This window comes from Ruegeria sp. CL3, assembly GCF_056536505.1.
Genome location: NZ_JBQFPT010000004.1, coordinates 214,042 through 229,912, shown reverse-complemented (window position 1 = coordinate 229,912; position 15,871 = coordinate 214,042). Strand labels below are relative to the sequence as shown.

Annotated in this window: 14 protein-coding genes; 6 read left to right on the top strand and 8 right to left on the bottom strand. The window is 56.6% G+C overall.

The window, feature by feature from the left end:
• Window positions 1-10 precede the first annotated feature (10 nt).
• The 6 genes from ACR0NO_RS07570 to ACR0NO_RS07545 form a co-directional block, all read right to left on the bottom strand.
• The gene (locus ACR0NO_RS07570) at window positions 11-1,174 is read right to left on the bottom strand and encodes a serine hydrolase domain-containing protein (RefSeq protein WP_480723511.1); all 1,164 of its coding nucleotides are present in this window, start codon (window positions 1,172-1,174) and stop codon (window positions 11-13) included.
• Between the two features lie 81 nt (window positions 1,175-1,255).
• Window positions 1,256-1,939: an aminoacyl-tRNA hydrolase gene (gene pth, locus ACR0NO_RS07565; protein WP_480723510.1), complete on the bottom strand. Its 684-nt coding sequence runs from the start codon at window positions 1,937-1,939 to the stop codon at window positions 1,256-1,258.
• Between the two features lie 137 nt (window positions 1,940-2,076).
• On the bottom strand, window positions 2,077-2,730 hold the full coding sequence (locus tag ACR0NO_RS07560; RefSeq protein ID WP_170472082.1) for a 50S ribosomal protein L25/general stress protein Ctc: 654 nt from the start codon (window positions 2,728-2,730) through the stop codon (window positions 2,077-2,079).
• Window positions 2,731-2,965: 235 nt separating this feature from the next.
• Window positions 2,966-4,132 (bottom strand): alpha-hydroxy acid oxidase, encoded by a 1,167-nt coding sequence (locus ACR0NO_RS07555; RefSeq protein ID WP_480723509.1) that lies wholly within the window; start codon window positions 4,130-4,132, stop codon window positions 2,966-2,968.
• Window positions 4,133-4,266: 134 nt separating this feature from the next.
• Window positions 4,267-5,058, bottom strand: coding sequence for a tryptophan synthase subunit alpha (gene trpA, locus ACR0NO_RS07550; protein WP_480723508.1), 792 nt, complete (start codon window positions 5,056-5,058; stop codon window positions 4,267-4,269).
• Between the two features lie 79 nt (window positions 5,059-5,137).
• Window positions 5,138-5,626 carry an acyloxyacyl hydrolase gene (locus ACR0NO_RS07545; protein ID WP_480723507.1) on the bottom strand — a complete coding sequence of 163 codons (489 nt, stop codon included), beginning with the start codon at window positions 5,624-5,626 and terminating at the stop codon, window positions 5,138-5,140.
• A gap of 199 nt (window positions 5,627-5,825) precedes the next feature.
• Between ACR0NO_RS07545 and ychF the strand changes: the two genes are divergently transcribed.
• A complete protein-coding gene (ychF, locus tag ACR0NO_RS07540) occupies window positions 5,826-6,923 on the top strand; it encodes a redox-regulated ATPase YchF (protein ID WP_170676968.1) in 1,098 nt (365 codons plus the stop codon).
• Window positions 6,924-7,111: 188 nt separating this feature from the next.
• Here the strand turns inward: ychF and ACR0NO_RS07535 are convergent, their stop codons facing one another.
• Window positions 7,112-8,053, bottom strand: a complete 942-nt coding sequence (locus ACR0NO_RS07535) for a hypothetical protein (RefSeq protein ID WP_480723506.1) — start codon at window positions 8,051-8,053, stop codon at window positions 7,112-7,114.
• A 495-nt stretch (window positions 8,054-8,548) separates the two neighbouring features.
• Entirely contained in the window at window positions 8,549-10,144 is a 1,596-nt protein-coding gene (locus ACR0NO_RS07530; RefSeq protein ID WP_480723505.1) for a GMC family oxidoreductase, read from the bottom strand.
• 108 nt (window positions 10,145-10,252) lie between these two features.
• Between ACR0NO_RS07530 and ACR0NO_RS07525 the strand changes: the two genes are divergently transcribed.
• The 5 genes from ACR0NO_RS07525 to ACR0NO_RS07505 all read left to right on the top strand — a co-directional run bounded on the left by ACR0NO_RS07525 (window position 10,253) and on the right by ACR0NO_RS07505 (window position 15,793).
• The gene (locus ACR0NO_RS07525) at window positions 10,253-11,491 is read left to right on the top strand and encodes a TRAP transporter substrate-binding protein (RefSeq protein WP_170380876.1); all 1,239 of its coding nucleotides are present in this window, start codon (window positions 10,253-10,255) and stop codon (window positions 11,489-11,491) included.
• A 70-nt stretch (window positions 11,492-11,561) separates the two neighbouring features.
• Complete coding sequence (locus tag ACR0NO_RS07520; RefSeq protein WP_480723504.1) at window positions 11,562-12,227, top strand: TRAP transporter small permease; 666 nt, start codon at window positions 11,562-11,564, stop codon at window positions 12,225-12,227.
• Window positions 12,227-13,585 (top strand): TRAP transporter large permease, encoded by a 1,359-nt coding sequence (locus ACR0NO_RS07515; RefSeq protein WP_170380872.1) that lies wholly within the window; start codon window positions 12,227-12,229, stop codon window positions 13,583-13,585. The genes ACR0NO_RS07520 and ACR0NO_RS07515 overlap by 1 nt, the downstream gene beginning before the upstream one ends.
• Before the next feature lie 11 nt (window positions 13,586-13,596).
• Window positions 13,597-14,376 (top strand): IclR family transcriptional regulator, encoded by a 780-nt coding sequence (locus ACR0NO_RS07510; RefSeq protein WP_170639271.1) that lies wholly within the window; start codon window positions 13,597-13,599, stop codon window positions 14,374-14,376.
• Window positions 14,377-14,911: 535 nt separating this feature from the next.
• Window positions 14,912-15,793 carry a LysR family transcriptional regulator gene (locus ACR0NO_RS07505; protein ID WP_480723503.1) on the top strand — a complete coding sequence of 294 codons (882 nt, stop codon included), beginning with the start codon at window positions 14,912-14,914 and terminating at the stop codon, window positions 15,791-15,793.
• The last annotated feature ends 78 nt before the right edge of the window (window positions 15,794-15,871 follow it).

The window sequence follows — 15,871 nt, the reverse complement described above, 5'->3', positions numbered from 1 at the left end:
GAGGCTCACCCTACAGGCTTTGCGCGATACTGCGGAACATTTCGACATTCTGTTCGTTGACGCCCGGATCACGGAATTTGCGATCCGCACCGGTTGTCATGATCAGAACGCCACGAGGCTGGTCGAAATACATATATTGCCCATAGACCCCGCGGGCCAGAAATTCTCCTTCATGCGCGCCAACGGGGATCCACCACTGATAGCCGTAGCCGATTTTTCCCGGCTCGGTCGGGGCGCTGGGCCAGGTTGATTCCTTGATCCACTCTGCGGGCACCAGCTGTTCGCCGTCATGCTCTCCGCCCTGTAGGATCACCTGGCCGAAGCGCGCAAAATCGCGCGTGGTGAAATTCAGACCACCCAGTACAAAAGCCACGCCAGCCCCGTCGGCGACATAGTAGCCGTCACGTTCCAGCCCCAGGGGCTGCACGATTTTCTCGGTCATCAGCTCCGTGACGCTGCGCCCGGTGGCCCCCCGGATCACCATGCCGATGACATGGGTGTCGATCGACACATACTGCCAGCTCTCTCCGGGTTCGATGAAGCTGTCCTGTAGCGCGATGGTGAAATCATCCAACTCACCGCCAAGGGCCAGTACGCGACCCATTCGGTTGATGTCAGAGTTCGGGTCAAAATAGTCCTCGTCAAAGACCACCCCGCTGGCCATGTTCAGCACATTGCGGATGGAGGCGGTCTCATAGGCGCTGCCGGTCAGGTTGGGCGCGTATTTCACCACCGGATCATCAAGCGATGTGATCGCGCCTTCGTCCAGCAGAATCCCCAGAAGCGCCGAAAGATAGCTTTTGGCCACCGACCAGGAGATGCGACGATCGTCGGGACCTGTCCCCAGATAATATTCCTCGAACCGGATCTGGCCGTCCTGCATCACCAGAAGCGAGGTCACCGCGCGATCCTCAATCCAGTCATCGGTCCCTTCGGGCAGGTCAAAGCCGGGGCCGTAGGGCAGCTCCCACGTTGGGCCGTTGCCTCGGGGCAGATTGGCGGTTAGGAAAGCCTCATCCATATGGGAGAAGTTGTGGACGATCTTCTCTTCGGAAAACAGAGAGTTCACGGCCAAGAGGCGTTGAATTTCTTCGCGTTTCCAAACGCCGACAACCACTGCGGCCAGGACCAGTGCCAAGGTGATCCGCAACACCCATTTGAACAGAGCTTTCATGAAATGCCTCCCTCTTGGTTGATATAGGAGCGCGAGACGCCGCATTCCGCAATCAAGACCTTACGGCACCAAGGGCGCAGGCTATTTGAACTTGTCCAGCAGCTTTTGCATGGCCGAGCGGTTATCGTCTTCGGGCACAGGCTTCGCCTCGGGTTTTGGGGCCGATTTTTCGGGCTTTGGCGAGGTGGAGGAGCGGGGCGGCGCAGTACGCAAAGCAACGGCATTCATGAACTTGCCCCCGTCACCATCCGCAAGATGACCCGCGCCGTCTGCAACGCCGCGCAATACGTCTTCCAGCCAGTCCCCATCGGCCTTGGCAAAGTCACCCAGAACATAGGGCGAGACCATCTCTTTCCGTCCGGGATGCCCGATGCCCAATCGCACCCGATCATAGGCCGGGCTGATATGCTCATGAATGGATCGCAGCCCATTGTGCCCGGCATGACCGCCGCCCGCCTTGACCCGTACTTTGCCGGGCGCAAGGTCCAGCTCGTCATGAAAAACGGTCACGTCGGTTGAGTCGAGCTTGTAGAACCGCATCGCCTCGCCCACGGATTGACCCGAGCGATTCATGAAAGTCTGCGGCTTGATCAGAATCACCTTTTCGCGCCCAAGACGCCCTTCGGCAATCTCGGCCTGAAACTTGGATTTCCAAGGGCCAAAACCGTGATCATCGGCAATCCGGTCCAGCGCCATGAAGCCGATATTGTGGCGGTTTCGGGCATATTTCGATCCCGGGTTCCCCAATCCGACAAATAGCTTCATGCCTCAATCCTCTTTCGCATGCCTTCAGCGCAGAGGGGTGATGGCATGAAATGGCATCCGTTTTCCAGCCCGATGGCAAAAGAAAACGGGGCCCGATGTTGGGCCCCGTTTCACAATCCGACAATTCGAGTTCGGATTTATTCTTCAGCTTCTTCCTGGCCGACGACTTCTACTTCGTCCGCGGCCACTTCTTCGCCTTCTTCGTCGTCGCTGGTCGACAGACCGGTCGGTGCCGAAACGTTGGCGATCACAAAGTCACGGTCGATGGTCGGCTTGGTACCAGCGGGCAGGTCAACCGACGAGATGGTGACAACGTCGTTGATCTCCATGCCTGTCAGATCAACGGTGATCTTCTCAGGTATGTCGCCAGCGGTGCACATCAGTTCGACTTCCGGACGGACAACGGTCAGAACGCCGCCCTTCTTGATGCCGGGGGCCGCTTCTTCGTTGACGAACTCAACCGGGATGAACAGCGCGATCTTGGTGGTCCGGCGCAGGCGCATCAGGTCCAAGTGGGTCGGCAGGTCTTTGACGACGTCACGCTGAACGTCACGGCAGATGACGCGTACGTCTTCGTGGCCTTCAACCTTCAGGTTCCACAGGGTCGACTTGAACCGGCCTGCTTTCAGGCGCTTGAACAATTCGTTGAACGGGATCTTGATTGCCAGCGGATCTTTGTCGCCACCAAATACAACGCCCGGAACCATGCCTTCGCGGCGGGTCTGACGAGCGGCGCCCTTGCCTGTCCCCGTCCGTTCCAGAGCTACGAGATCAGGAATCTCTCCAGCCATGATATATTCTCCAATGTTAGGGCGGGCATCCTCCAAGGCTGTATGCCCGCGTGAAGCCGCGTCCTTAGCTTGTTTCTTACGGTTTGGAAAGCGGTATTTTGCGAGGCTCTGCCTCGCGCTCCGAGGTATTTTCAAACAGAAGAAGATGCGAAGCGTCCGTTGCTTCTTCTGTTCAAAAAATACCTTGGGGTGGTCGCCGCTTCAGGGCGGCGGGGGCAGCGCCCCCTAGGGCGGTTCAGCTTTGCCAGCGCCCGCCGAAATCTTCGGGTACAAGTAGGTTATGGCGACCCAGATCTGCGACGTTGCGCTCGCCGCACAGGGCCATCGTGGTATCAAGCTCCTTCTGAATGACGCCCAAGGCGGTCGTCACGCCAGATTGACCCATCGCGCCTAGCCCGTAGACGAAAGCGCGGCCGATATAGGTGCCCTTTGCCCCCAGTGCCAAAGCCTTGAGGACGTCCTGACCCGAGCGGATGCCGCTGTCCAGATGCACTTCGACATCGCCGCCGACAGCGTCCATGATCTCGGGCAGAATGCGGATTGAACTCAGCGCACCGTCCAGTTGGCGGCCCCCGTGATTCGACACAATGATAGCGTCCGCCCCAAGTTTGGCCGCCATCTTGGCATCTTCGGCGTCGAGTATGCCTTTCAGAATCACTTTGCCGCCCCATTGCTCCATCAGCTTTTCGACCTTTGCCCAGTCGAGGCTGGGGTCGAATTGCTCAGCCGTCCACGCGCCCAGGGATGAGGCGTCAGAGATACCTTCGACATGGCCGACGATGTTGCCAAACTCACGCCGCTTGGCTTGCAGCATCTCGATGCCCCAAGACCATTTCGTCATCAGGTTTGCGATGGTTTTGGGTGTGAGTTTCGGCGGAGCGGAAAGGCCGTTTTTCAGGTCTTTGTGGCGCTGTCCCAGAATCTGCAGATCCAGCGTAATCACGAGTGCGGAGCATTTGGCATCCTTGGCCCGCTGGATCAGGCGGCTGACGTAGTCTTCGTCTTTCATGGTGTAGAGCTGGAACCAAAACGGCTTGGAGGTGTATTCCGCCACATCCTCGATCGAGTTGATAGACATAGTCGAAAGTGTGAAGGGCACGCCGAATTCCTCGGCAGCTTTGGCTGCCTTCATTTCCCCGTCCGCGTGTTGCATGCCGGTCAGCCCGACCGGGGCAAGCGCAACGGGAAGTGCCACGTCCTCTCCAATCATCTGCGACGCGGTCGACCGATCCGCCATATCCACAGCCACCCTTTGGCGAAGGCGGATTTTCTCGAAGTCCGAGCTGTTTTCGCGAAAGGTCTGCTCGGTCCAGCTGCCGCTTTCCGCGTAGTCGTAGAACATGCGCGGCACACGGCGTTCGTAGATCCGGCGCAGGTCTTCAATCGTCGTAATCACGGGCATGTTCGGGAACCTTCCTTGAGTTGTCCCGAACTGTGTAACCGGCAAGAGGGCAGTTTCGCAACGCTATCACGAGATCAAAAAACCGCGGCTGTCCCATGTCAGCCGCGCCTCAAAAGCAGCCTGATCGTCAGGGCTTATGCGGAATGGGCACCATCCGCGAGGGACTTCACGAAATCCAGCACCTCGGCCACTGGCTTGCCCGCGCCGATCTGGCTGACGATGGCCGACCCAACAACAGCCCCATCCGCGACTGAGGCGATGGCTTGCGATTTCTCTGGCGTGTTGATGCCAAAGCCAACGATGACCGGCAGGTCGGTGGCGGATTTGATCCGGGCGACTTCAGGGCCGACATTGGTGGCCTGCGCCTCCGCCGCTCCGGTGATTCCGGTGATCGAGACGTAGTAAACAAAGCCCGAGGTGTTCTGCAGCACGCGGGGCAGGCGTTTGTCGTCGGTGGTTGGTGTCGCGAGGCGGACGAAGTTCAGACCAGCGGCTTGTGCGGGCAGGCAAAGCTCCTCGTCTTCTTCGGGCGGCAGGTCGACGACGATCAGGCCGTCGATGCCCGCATCTTTGGCATCTTCTAGAAACGCGTCGACGCCACGGCTGTAGATCGGATTGTAATAGCCCATCAGAACAATCGGGGTCGTGTCATCGGTTTCCCGGAACGCGCGCGCTAGATCGAGCGTACGCTGCAGCGTCATACCGCCATCCAAGGCGCGCTGGCCTGCAAGCTGAATCGTGGGCCCGTCCGCCATCGGATCGGTAAAGGGCAGGCCAAGCTCGATCACATCCACGCCCGCACCCGGCAATCCTTTGACGACCTCAAGCGAGGTTTCATAGTCTGGGTCTCCTGCCATCACATAGGCGACAAAGGCCTTTTTCCCCTCGGCTTTCAGAGCGGCAAACTTGGCGTCGATACGGGTCATGGCATGTCCTTGCAGTCAGGTTCGGACCTGATGTGCAGAAAGTTTTGCCGAAAATCAATCCCGCCGCGGCCGCAAACCTTCAGAACGCGAAGTGATAGCGGAAAAGCAGGGCGTTGACGCCCGGATTATCCTCTTGCGTGCTGGCGTTGGATTTGTGGGTGATCGCCAGCGACACCTTGTTGCCATTGTCCAGTGTGTAACCCACCCCAAAAAGACTGCGGATCTGAAAGCTGCCACCCAGATCGTTCAGCTCGTCGGCTTCGGAAAAGTAGCCTGGCATAACGCTGCCTTCCAGAAACCAGCGGTCGTTCAGAGAATAGAGGCCAACCAGACCCGCGCCGATATGGGTATCGCCCGCTTCGTCGATCGAAAGGGCTGCGCCCCAACCAACGCTGAACCGGGTGGCCTGATGAAACGGACGGTGCTGGTATTCCAGAGCGATAAGCGCATGATCGTCCGAGTCGCTATCCGAGAAATCTGCGAAACCAGCCCCTAGAATAATGGACTGGGCATGCGCCATGCCGGCGCTTATGGCCAGAACAGCCGACAAAGCGAGGATTTTCTTCATAGGAACATTTCCGTTTGGTCTTCGATGTTCCTATTCACGTGCTTATTCCCGGTGCCTGTTTTCAATGCACCCACGAACACAACAGTGGAACAAAAAAGTGAGACCAGCGTGAGGGTGAAGGGCGCCCATCACCCACATTTGCTTGCGCATTCACCCCGACCCGCCTAGAAGCAGCCGCGAAAAGCATCAGGAGACCGTCATGGGCTTTAAAATGGGAATCGTGGGTTTGCCGAATGTGGGCAAGTCGACCCTCTTCAACGCGCTGACCAAAACCGCAGCCGCTCAGGCCGCGAATTTCCCGTTCTGCACCATCGAGCCCAATGTGGGCGACGTGGCTGTGCCTGATGACCGGTTGGACAAACTTGCGGCGATTGCGGCCTCGAAGCAGATCATCCCGACGCGGATGACCTTTGTGGATATCGCCGGTCTGGTGAAGGGGGCCTCGAAAGGGGAAGGGCTGGGCAACCAGTTTCTGGCCAATATCCGCGAGACTGACGCCATCGCCCATGTTCTGCGCTGTTTCGAAGACGGTGATGTGACCCATGTGGACGGCCGGGTCGATCCGGTTGCCGATGCTGACACGATCGAGACCGAGCTGATGCTGGCTGATCTGGAAAGCATCGAAAAGCGCCGCGCCAATCTGGTGCGCAAGCTGAAAGGCAATGACAAAGAGGCGCAGCAGCAGGACCGTCTGCTGTCTGAGGCGCAGGAGATGCTGGAAAACGGCAAGCCCGCGCGTCTTGTTGAGGTCTCGGACGAAGACGCCAAGGCGTGGAAGATGCTGCAACTTCTGACGACAAAACCGGTTCTCTACGTCTGCAATGTGTCCGAGGAAGAAGCCGCCGAGGGTAACGAATACTCGGCCAAAGTCGCCGAAATGGCCGCCGCGCAGGGGAACGCGCACGTCATCATCAGCGCCAAGATCGAAGAAGAGATCAGCCTGCTGGAAGAGGACGAAGCCGAGATGTTCCTAAGCGAAATGGGTCTGGAAGAACCCGGCCTCGATCGTCTGATCCGCGCCGGTTACGATCTGCTCAAATTGGAAACCTATTTCACCGTCGGCCCGAAAGAGGCCCGCGCTTGGACTATCCGCACCGGCACCGCAGCGCCGCAGGCAGCAGGCGTCATACACGGTGACTTCGAGAAAGGCTTCATCCGCGCCGAGACCATCGCCTATGACGACTACATCGCCGCCAACGGCGAACAGGGTGCGAAAGAGGCAGGCAAGATGCGGGCTGAGGGTAAGGGCTACATCGTCAAGGACGGCGATGTGATGCATTTCTTGTTCAATACTTGAGCATCAGCACCTTCACTACTCGAATGCTTGAGTGCCATTGAACGAGCATCTGAGCCACTACCGCTTTTAGCCCTAAACGGTCCTTCTGTTCGGCTTCCATCGCTCAAACCTATTGTACCTTACAACGCACCAGCATGAGGCGATGTATCCAAATACTCTAAGACTGCGGAGTGGTCATGCCAGGATGTTTACCGATACGGAGTTACGTCAATCTTTGTCGCTGGGTTCAAATCATCGTTCGGGTCAGTAAAGACGCCTTCTGGAAAGGACACTGACATGGGCCGATCTGTCGTGTCCATGCAAAGCATGTGATTGTTGTCCCCGTCACCCAGGTTGGCCAGCGCGAGCGGCTTCACTTCACGACGGGTCCCATCGGGTGCCTCGACGGTGATAGTGTATAGATCGCGTTCTGACTCACCTGGTTCGCTGCCATCCTTCAGCGTCACACCCCCTTCCCACGTTACACGGATCGCCTGAACGACGCCTTCGGTCGGGCAGAGGCTACCCCTTACGCGACGCGGGCCCAAAGTGCCGACTAATGTCCAGTCCTCCACGACTTCGGCCAAAACAATCGATGGTCCGTCTTCTAAGGGTATCACCGATGCATTAGCTCCCTGAAAATCAAGCATGCCGTCGATCGAATGCAAATGTCCGATAACGTCAACCCTAGCCGGTGGGTCGATTTCGGCGGGTCCCAATTGCCCTATCAAAAGAACCGTGCGCAACTCACCTGGGTCTGTAGCTGGGAGAACGGACGCGCAGTGCATCTTCCCCGACGCGCCTGACCGAGTTGTGACTTTAAAATCCCCGGCCTGCATAGTCGCGATGTCTATCTCAGTAGAAAAGATCACTGGCATTCCGGTGTTGCCCTCAGACCCCCTGCAAATCACATTTGAGACGCGTGGAAGTGCGTCAAGCCCGTGGAAGGCCGAGAGGAGTTTGGCGGATTGTCCGTTCGCTTCTCTAGGCAGGCCAGCATCTGGCGTCGTATCAATGAGGTCGCGATTGGATATGTTGTCAGTCCACGACCCCGGTCCATACATAGTGAACCAAACAACTCCGGCGCTGATTGCCACCGTTACACCTAGCAAGCCGGCGATGATGGTCCGCTTCGAAATGCCCTTGATCACACAAGTTACCTCTGCAAGTTGTGGGTCGAGGATTCAATTCTTACCGTAAGCTTCATGTCCAAAGAAGAAGAGTCTGGTAAGAAACCACAAGCGTAGCGAAGCAAGCTCAATGGGTAGCGAGAATTTACTCGTCTAAGCTTCAGCTGGGCAGAACCATCGTCAATAGCGTCGACCGTATCTACACAACTGAACGGCCTGAAAATGGCAGCTTCGTCCGCGCTATTGATTTTCAATACAAGCCCGGCGCAGGGCAGGTTCGTGCCACCGAACGGAGTTGCCAAGTGTATCAATTATCCTGCCAAGTTGGCGAACTACTGGAACACCGAGACTCCGGGCGTGAATTTGCCTTTTCGGATCATGTTGACCAGTTCAATCCCATTAAAAGCGGATGCCGCAAGGTTAAATAACTGGAGACCCAATGTTGGTTTTCTATTTCCAGAGAGAAGAGCAAACAGCCAAACCGAGGGATCAAACACCTTTCCCTCCATTCTTGTCTCACGCATCTGCCTGTATCAAATCACTAGCCTTCTCTCCGATCATGATGGCGGGCGCATTGGTGTTACCACTGACGATTTCCGGCATGATTGAGCAGTCGGCCACACGCAGGTCTGCTATACCATGTACTTTTAGTTTTGCATCTACGACCGATGCTTCGGTGCTTCCCATCGCGCAAGTGCCGGTTGGATGATAGATGGATGCGGTGTTTGATCTTACCCAGTCCAGCGTGCCTTCATAGTCGTCGCAACTCAGCTGAGCCGTTGGCCGAAATTCCTCTGAAATCTTTGAGGCCAAGGGATTATGCTTGGCTATTCTGCGGGCGATGTTCACTCCGTCAACAATGGTGCGGCAATCCGTTTCCGTGGACAGATAGTTCGGTATAATTTTGACATATTTAGATGGATCCGGGCCGTTCAAACGTAGCTCTCCCCGGCTTTCAGGGCGCAGTTGGCAGACCGACATGGTGAAGGCTGAGAACGGATGAACACCCTCGCCAGGGCTGTCGGCGGACCAGGGCTGAACGTGAAACTGGATATCGGGCGTTTCGACATCCTCGCGCGTTTTCATGAAGCCGGTAGCAAGGCTGGCGGCCATGGTCATAGGGCCTGCACGGAACAGTGCGTATTTCAGGGCGATACGAGCCTGATTGAACAGGCTGCGGACTTCATCATTCAGTGTCGGTTCATTGCATTTGAACACTAATCGAGCCTGCAAGTGGTCCTGCAGTCCTTTGCCAACACCAGGCAAGGCGTGCAGGGGTTCGATACCGTTTTCCTTCAGGTGGTCTGGGTCTCCGATCCCTGAAAGCATCAGGATCTGCGGCGAGTTTATCGCTCCGCCGGACAGAATGATTTCGCGCCGGACGGTCAGAGTTTTCTCTGTTCCAGAGCGATCCCGGTACACTAGGCCGGTTGCTTTCTTTCCGTCCAGAACCACGCGCGTTACGAGCGCGTTTGTAAAGATGTTTAGGTTTTGGCGATCCCGAATGGGTTTCAGATAGGCAACGGCTGCACTGCACCGGCGGCCATTGCGGGTAGTCAGTTGGAAATACCCCACCCCCTCTTGTTCCGCGCCGTTGTAGTCTGGGTTGAACGGATAGCCCGCCGCCTGCGCTGCGGCCAACCACGCGTCACAGATCGGGCGTTGAATACGCATATTGGATACGGACAAGGGCCCACCTACGCCATGGAACTCGTCTTCACCTCGCTCTTGGTCCTCGCAGCGCTTGAAAAGGGGCAGGACATCGTCCCAGCCCCAGCCCTCATTGCCCATTTGCCGCCAGCGATCGTAGTCCTCTTTCTGTCCACGCACGTAGAGCAAACCGTTCAATGAGGATGACCCGCCCAGCACTTTACCACGTGGCCAGTCGATGGATCGACCGTTCAGCCCAGGATCAGGTTCGGTGCGATAACACCAATCCACTGATGGGTTGTGCATGGTTTTGAAGTAGCCAACGGGGATGTGAATCCATGGGTTGGTATCGCGGCCACCTGCCTCTAGCAGTGCAACGGTCGTGTTAGGATCAGCGCTCAGCCGGTTGGCAATGACGCAGCCCGAAGACCCGGCGCCCACAACCGCATAATCCACTTCCATGACTGCCTCCTCCTCACGCCGTCGAAAAAACTCTATGCAAGATGCAAGAAATATACTAGCCTTTTTTGATACAAAACGTCTCAATAATTGCGATCAGGGAGGTAAGCAATGGAGATCGGTAAGAAACTAAGTGGGATTTCGCGGCGGGATTTCTTCCGCGTGGCGGGCCGTTACGGTATGAGTTCTACTCTGCTGGCAGCCGGTGGGTTCGGTGGAGCGATGAGCTTGGCCAACCTGGCGCAAGCGGCTGAATCCACGTATGAAAAACGGTTCTCAAAAGAGCCCAAGCATACGCTGAAGTTTGGCGCTTCAGGCTTCAACACTCGCAACCTTCTGATCGAACGCGCCGGGGCCATCGAGTTCGCGCGCGATCTGGAAGAGCGCACAGATGGTGAGATTCGGATCGAGTTCATCGGCGACAACCAGATTTGTGGTCAGCTCAGTTGTGTTGAAAAAACCCAGCAGGGAATCGTCGATATCTACGCCGCGTCGACCCAGAACTCGGCTGGTGGCGCGCCTTATCTGAACGTGTTGGACTACGCTTATATGTTCCCAAGCCGCGCGGCGCAGTACCATTTCTTCTACAGCCCCGCGAGCCAGCGCATTCTCCGCGACCCCCTGGAGAAACGGCATGGGCTGAAGTTCCTGTTTACCCATTGCGAACTGCGCGGTCTGCAAATGGGCTCGACCTTTGCGGACAAGCCCACAGTAACCAAACTGGAAGAGCTGTTCGGCACCAAGAACCGCGTGACCGGCACGCAGTTGGGCCGGATTGCAATGCAGTTGCTGAATCTGAACCCGGTTCCGGTGGCCTGGGAAGAGACGTTGGACGCTCTGAAAACAGGTCTGATTGACGGGGCCGAAACTTGGGCCTCTGCTGTGGCTTACGCCAATATGGCGCCGGTGGTATCGCAGTCGGTGAACCTGAAGTTCTTCTGCGGCACAGAGCACACCTCGATGTCCGCCAAGGTCTTCGACAGCCTCGGCGGCGAGTTGCAGGACGCAGTGATGGAGTCTTCCTACTTCACTCAGGCGTTGATCCAAGGTGCGAATGAGGCTGCGTTGTTGAACACTGTTGGCTTCTCGGAGCCGCAGCTTCCCAACACGATCTTTGCCGAAAACGGTGTCCGCCCGGCCTTCCTGCCGGACGATCAGATCAAACTGGCCGAAGAGATGTGCGCCCCCAACTATAACCCTGAGCCTTGGGCACAGTGGCGTGAACGCCTGAATAAATGGGCTGGCGGCATCGATACGTATCAGGAGATCTACGACATCGCGCGTGAAATTCCGGCCGATACCCTGCCGGAAAATGTCGAGCCGCGCCGTTGGTGGATGGGCCAAGCCTGATAAGCTTATGTGAACCGGCCCTCAAACGGGCCGGTTCCAAAAAAACACACCGACTGGGAGGACGGGGTACATGTCGTTATGGGCAGACATAGGCGCGATCTTCAGCGCCTTTCTCAGCCAGGATTCGTTCGAGATTCAATCCGCTCTGGAATCTGACGCTGCTTGGGTTCTGGGTGCATTGGCCTCTGCACTCGGCGGGTTTCTGGTCATGCTGATCTATCGAAAGGTGCCCTTCATAGAACGCCATCTGGAACGATCGGTGATGGTCTATTCCTATCTTGCCATTGCACTGATCATCTTCTGGGGTGTGATCGACCGCTTCGTGTTTAACGACCAAGAGCCATGGTCAACGACCATTCCACCCCTGCTATTTATGGTCATGGCGTGGTTCGGGGCGTCTTACAACGTACGCCTTCGCACGCATCTGAGTTTCAGTGAATTCCGCACCGCAATGCCGAGGGCAGGGCAACTCACTTGCCTGATCCTTGATGCGGTATTGTGGTTTATTTTCGCGGTGATCGTCATTGTCACCACAACCCGACTGGTCGCCCTGTCTGCGTCAAATTTCCAGATCGTACTGGGTACCGATAACGTCATGCAGTGGTGGTTCCTTCTGGCTGCACCGCTGTCTTTCTTCTTGATGGTCGGGCGGGTGTTTCAAAACCTCGCGGATGATCTGCACAATTGGAAAACAGGCGAGCCGCTCATCAAGCAGGCTGTGATCGGAGCAGACTAATGACAGATGGAACTATGGTCACACTGATCTCGCTTGGGGTCACTTTTCTCTTCATGCTGGGCGTGCCGGTTCTGCTGGTCATCGGCTACTGGGTTATTGGTTGTTCGTTTGTCCTTGGCTTGACGCTCGACAATATGGGCGCGGAGTTGCTGAACGTCTTCAACAAAGGTTTCGCCTTGCTGGCGATGCCGCTGTTCATTCTGACAGGAGACTTGATCAACAAATCCGGCATCGCGCGGCGGCTCAGCGATTTCGCCTATGCCTGTCTGGGTTGGATACGCGGCGGGCTGGCGATGGCCTCTCTAGGGGCATGCGGGTTGTTCGCCGCTATCTCGGGCTCGAACTCGGCCACGACCGCCACCATCGGGTCCATGTTGCACCCGGAGATGGTCAAGGGCGGCTATGATGAGCGGTTCAGCGCAGCCACTGCGGCGGCGGGGGGCACGGTGGGGATCATCATTCCGCCGTCGATTATTTTCATTGTCTATGGGTTCCTGATGAACCTGCCGATTTCGGAGCTGTTCGTCGCGGGTATTCTGCCCGGTGCGTTGATGGTTTTTGGTATGCAGTTTGCCTGCTGGATCATCTGCCGAATGAACGGTTGGGGCCACTTGATCCCGCTTCAACTGAACCGGGTGCTGAAAACCGCGTTCGGCGCATGGCTGGGTTTCTTCGCCATCGGGCTGGTTCTGTGGGGTATCTATACGGGAAAATTCTCCCCGACCGAAGCGGCTGGCGTGACAGTGGGCTTCTGTGTGATCGCCGGGTTGGTCAGCTATCCGATCAACCGGATCATGGGCGCACGGAACGATATTCCGCCGACCGAAAAAAGCTATGCTGAGATGTTCGTGGTCGAAGGCTTTACGATCCCCGAGATCCCCTCAATTGTGATCCGGTCAGCCCAGATCACAGGTATCCTTGCCCCGCTTATCGCAATTTCAGTGGTGATGCAGCAAATCCTGTCGCTGCTGGGGGCGCAAGAAACCATTGGGAACTTTGTAACCTCAATGGGCGGCTACCACGCGGTTCTATTTACCTCGATGGTGATCGTCTTCTTTTCCGGTATGGTGCTGGAAAGCTTGCCGGTGACGATCATCCTTGCGCCAATCCTCGCGCCGATCGCGGCCTCGGTTGGGATAGATCCGATCCATTTCTCGGTGATCTTCCTGGTGGGCGCGTCTATCGGCTTTATCACTCCGCCCTACGGTTTGAACCTCTATGTGGCATCGGGAGTGACCGGCGTACCCTATTTCCGGCTTTTGCGATACACGGTGCCCTATCTGGTGGCTTTGCTGTCGGTATGGATCTTGGTGTCGCTTGTGCCCGATCTGGCCTTGATCCTGCTGCCAAATAACTAGAATGTTGCGGGATGGCCGAGACGGAAACACAAGACAAAGAAACTCAGATCCCGACCAACCTGCGCCTTCTTCTCATCCTTGAGGAGGTGGCGCGGCGCGGGGTCGCCGTCAAACCATCGGACCTAATCGAGACATTGGGACTGGCCAAGCCCACAATCCACCGCCTGCTGCAAACCGCAGAGGCCGAGGGTTTTCTGCAACGAGATCTGGATGGCCGCTCATTTGGTCCTGGGCACAGGCTGCGGTCGCTTTCGGTCAATACCATGTCTGCCGAACACCTGCGCACGGCACGTTTGGCGATCTTGCGCAGCGTCGCCGAAAACGTTGGTGAGACTTGCAACTTAGCCATCCCAGACCGCGAAGGGATGATCTACCTCGACCGGGTTGAAACGAAATGGCCGCTACGCATTCAATTGCCCATCGGTACTCAGGTGCCCTTCCATTGCACAGCTAGCGGCAAGATGTACCTGTCTACTCTGCGTCAGAAGACGTTGGATGGGTTTCTCTCGGCAGGCAATTTACGACCTCAAACCGAACAATCCCTAACGAACCCCAAAGCACTACGCGAGGAAATCCGCGGAATCGCTGAAAACGGTTACGCGACAGATGATGAGGAATTCATGGCCGGAATGACGGCCATCGCTGTGCCCGTTCGTGATGGACAGGGTAGATTGGTAGGCACACTTTCAGTGCATGCTCCAACACAACGTCACGACGTCAACAGCCTATTGTCCTTTCTGAACATCCTGCAAAAAGGAGCAGGTGAGCTCTCCGAAATGTTAGCTAGCTGATTTCTGCTTTTCACTATGGTCAAAGCTTTCGCCAAATCAGAAAAAAATGATCTTTTCAAGTCGGCTCAAGAAATCAGTTATCCGAGTAGTATCATCCGCCGCGTCAAGGTCATTCGGATCGTACAAAAGGGTGGGGCTATCGCTAACTGATATTACCATTGCGGTTGACGCTCTCCCTCAGGTTTTGTGATCTCGGGGAAGTATTGGTTGCATCGGAAGCGGATGTCTGTGCATTGGGGAATGCTCGCTCATGAATCAGATGGCAAGCCGTCATAACCAGTGTCACGTCCCCATTTGCTTGGCACGGCAAGGACGAAGAGTTGGTCTCGAAATCCAAAAACGGTCGTTCAAGTACAAAGTGGGAAGGGCGGCAAAGTCCGTTTCTCTGACATTCAGTTACCATCTCGAGGAGTTTGCCTGCTAGTACTTTGCCTTGCATAGTCGCGCTACGCTGAGATTCCCGTCGGATTACGCGTTTCTGCGGATTGAAAACCCGCTAGTATTGTTTGTAGCCTGCCGTCCGAGAAACCCTTCCATGATCGAAATCCGAGACCTCCAACTCCTCAGTGCCCTCGCGCGGCATCGGCATTTTGCCAAAGCGGCTGAGGAATGCGGGATTTCCCAGCCCGCCTTCTCGATGCGCATTCGAAATCTTGAGGACCGGTTGGGCGTTTCGATTGTCCGGCGCGCCAATCGGTTTCAGGGTCTGACCGAAGAGGGTGAGATGATCGTCCTGCGCGCGCGGCGCATTCTGGATGATGCCAAGGCGCTGGAGCAGCAGGTGCAGGCCGCAAAGGGTGAGATCACCGGAACGTTGATGCTGGGTGTGATCCCGACCGCCATCGCCTTTACCGGACGACTGACGAAACATTTGCGTAAAGCGCATCCGCGGATCGTAACCCGGATCGAGACCATGTCGGCCTCGGCCATTCAGCATCGGCTGGACGAAGGCAGCCTGGATGCGGGCGTGACCTACGGCGACAGTATCGGCACCGATTTGCGGCAGGTGCAGCCTCTTTACGAGGAAACCTATGTCCTACTGGCCCCTGCGCATATGGTCAAGGACACCGGCCCGATCCCTTGGGCCAAGGTCGCTGATTTCCCCCTCAGCCTGCTGGTTCCGCAGATGCAGAACCGGCGTATTCTGGATCGGATCTTTCTGGATCAGGGGCTGCACCCGGATGTGGTGGCCGAAACCAGCGGCTTTACCGCCTCGATGGTGATGGCGCGTGAGGGGTTGGCGGCCACTGTGGTTCCGCGTGTTCTGCTGCGATCTCTGGGCGATCTGAAGGGGACCAAAGTGCTGCCCTTGATTGACCCCGTGGTCAGCAAACCGATTTGCCTGGCGACCCTGATCCGAGATCCGGAATTGCCAACGGTCGAGGCCCTGAGGGCGGTTGTGACGTCTTTGCGGTGATAAGGTGTCGTTATCGTGCGATTGTGTAAGACGATTTGACGATATCCTCCTCTGATGAGACACGGAGCCTCAATCGGA

What these genes read in the sequence shown, in the direction of transcription:
- ACR0NO_RS07570 (WP_480723511.1), bottom strand. Translation starts at nt 1,174, where the DNA reads ATGAAAGCTCTGTTCAAATGGGTGTTGCGGATCACCTTGGCACTGGTC.
- pth (WP_480723510.1), bottom strand. Translation starts at nt 1,939, where the DNA reads ATGAAGCTATTTGTCGGATTGGGGAACCCGGGATCGAAATATGCCCGA.
- ACR0NO_RS07560 (WP_170472082.1), bottom strand. Translation starts at nt 2,730, where the DNA reads ATGGCTGGAGAGATTCCTGATCTCGTAGCTCTGGAACGGACGGGGACA.
- ACR0NO_RS07555 (WP_480723509.1), bottom strand. Translation starts at nt 4,132, where the DNA reads ATGCCCGTGATTACGACGATTGAAGACCTGCGCCGGATCTACGAACGC.
- trpA (WP_480723508.1), bottom strand. Translation starts at nt 5,058, where the DNA reads ATGACCCGTATCGACGCCAAGTTTGCCGCTCTGAAAGCCGAGGGGAAA.
- ACR0NO_RS07545 (WP_480723507.1), bottom strand. Translation starts at nt 5,626, where the DNA reads ATGAAGAAAATCCTCGCTTTGTCGGCTGTTCTGGCCATAAGCGCCGGC.
- ychF (WP_170676968.1), top strand. Translation starts at nt 5,826, where the DNA reads ATGGGCTTTAAAATGGGAATCGTGGGTTTGCCGAATGTGGGCAAGTCG.
- ACR0NO_RS07530 (WP_480723505.1), bottom strand. Translation starts at nt 10,144, where the DNA reads ATGGAAGTGGATTATGCGGTTGTGGGCGCCGGGTCTTCGGGCTGCGTC.
- ACR0NO_RS07525 (WP_170380876.1), top strand. Translation starts at nt 10,253, where the DNA reads ATGGAGATCGGTAAGAAACTAAGTGGGATTTCGCGGCGGGATTTCTTC.
- ACR0NO_RS07520 (WP_480723504.1), top strand. Translation starts at nt 11,562, where the DNA reads ATGTCGTTATGGGCAGACATAGGCGCGATCTTCAGCGCCTTTCTCAGC.
- ACR0NO_RS07515 (WP_170380872.1), top strand. Translation starts at nt 12,227, where the DNA reads ATGACAGATGGAACTATGGTCACACTGATCTCGCTTGGGGTCACTTTT.
- ACR0NO_RS07510 (WP_170639271.1), top strand. Translation starts at nt 13,597, where the DNA reads ATGGCCGAGACGGAAACACAAGACAAAGAAACTCAGATCCCGACCAAC.
- ACR0NO_RS07505 (WP_480723503.1), top strand. Translation starts at nt 14,912, where the DNA reads ATGATCGAAATCCGAGACCTCCAACTCCTCAGTGCCCTCGCGCGGCAT.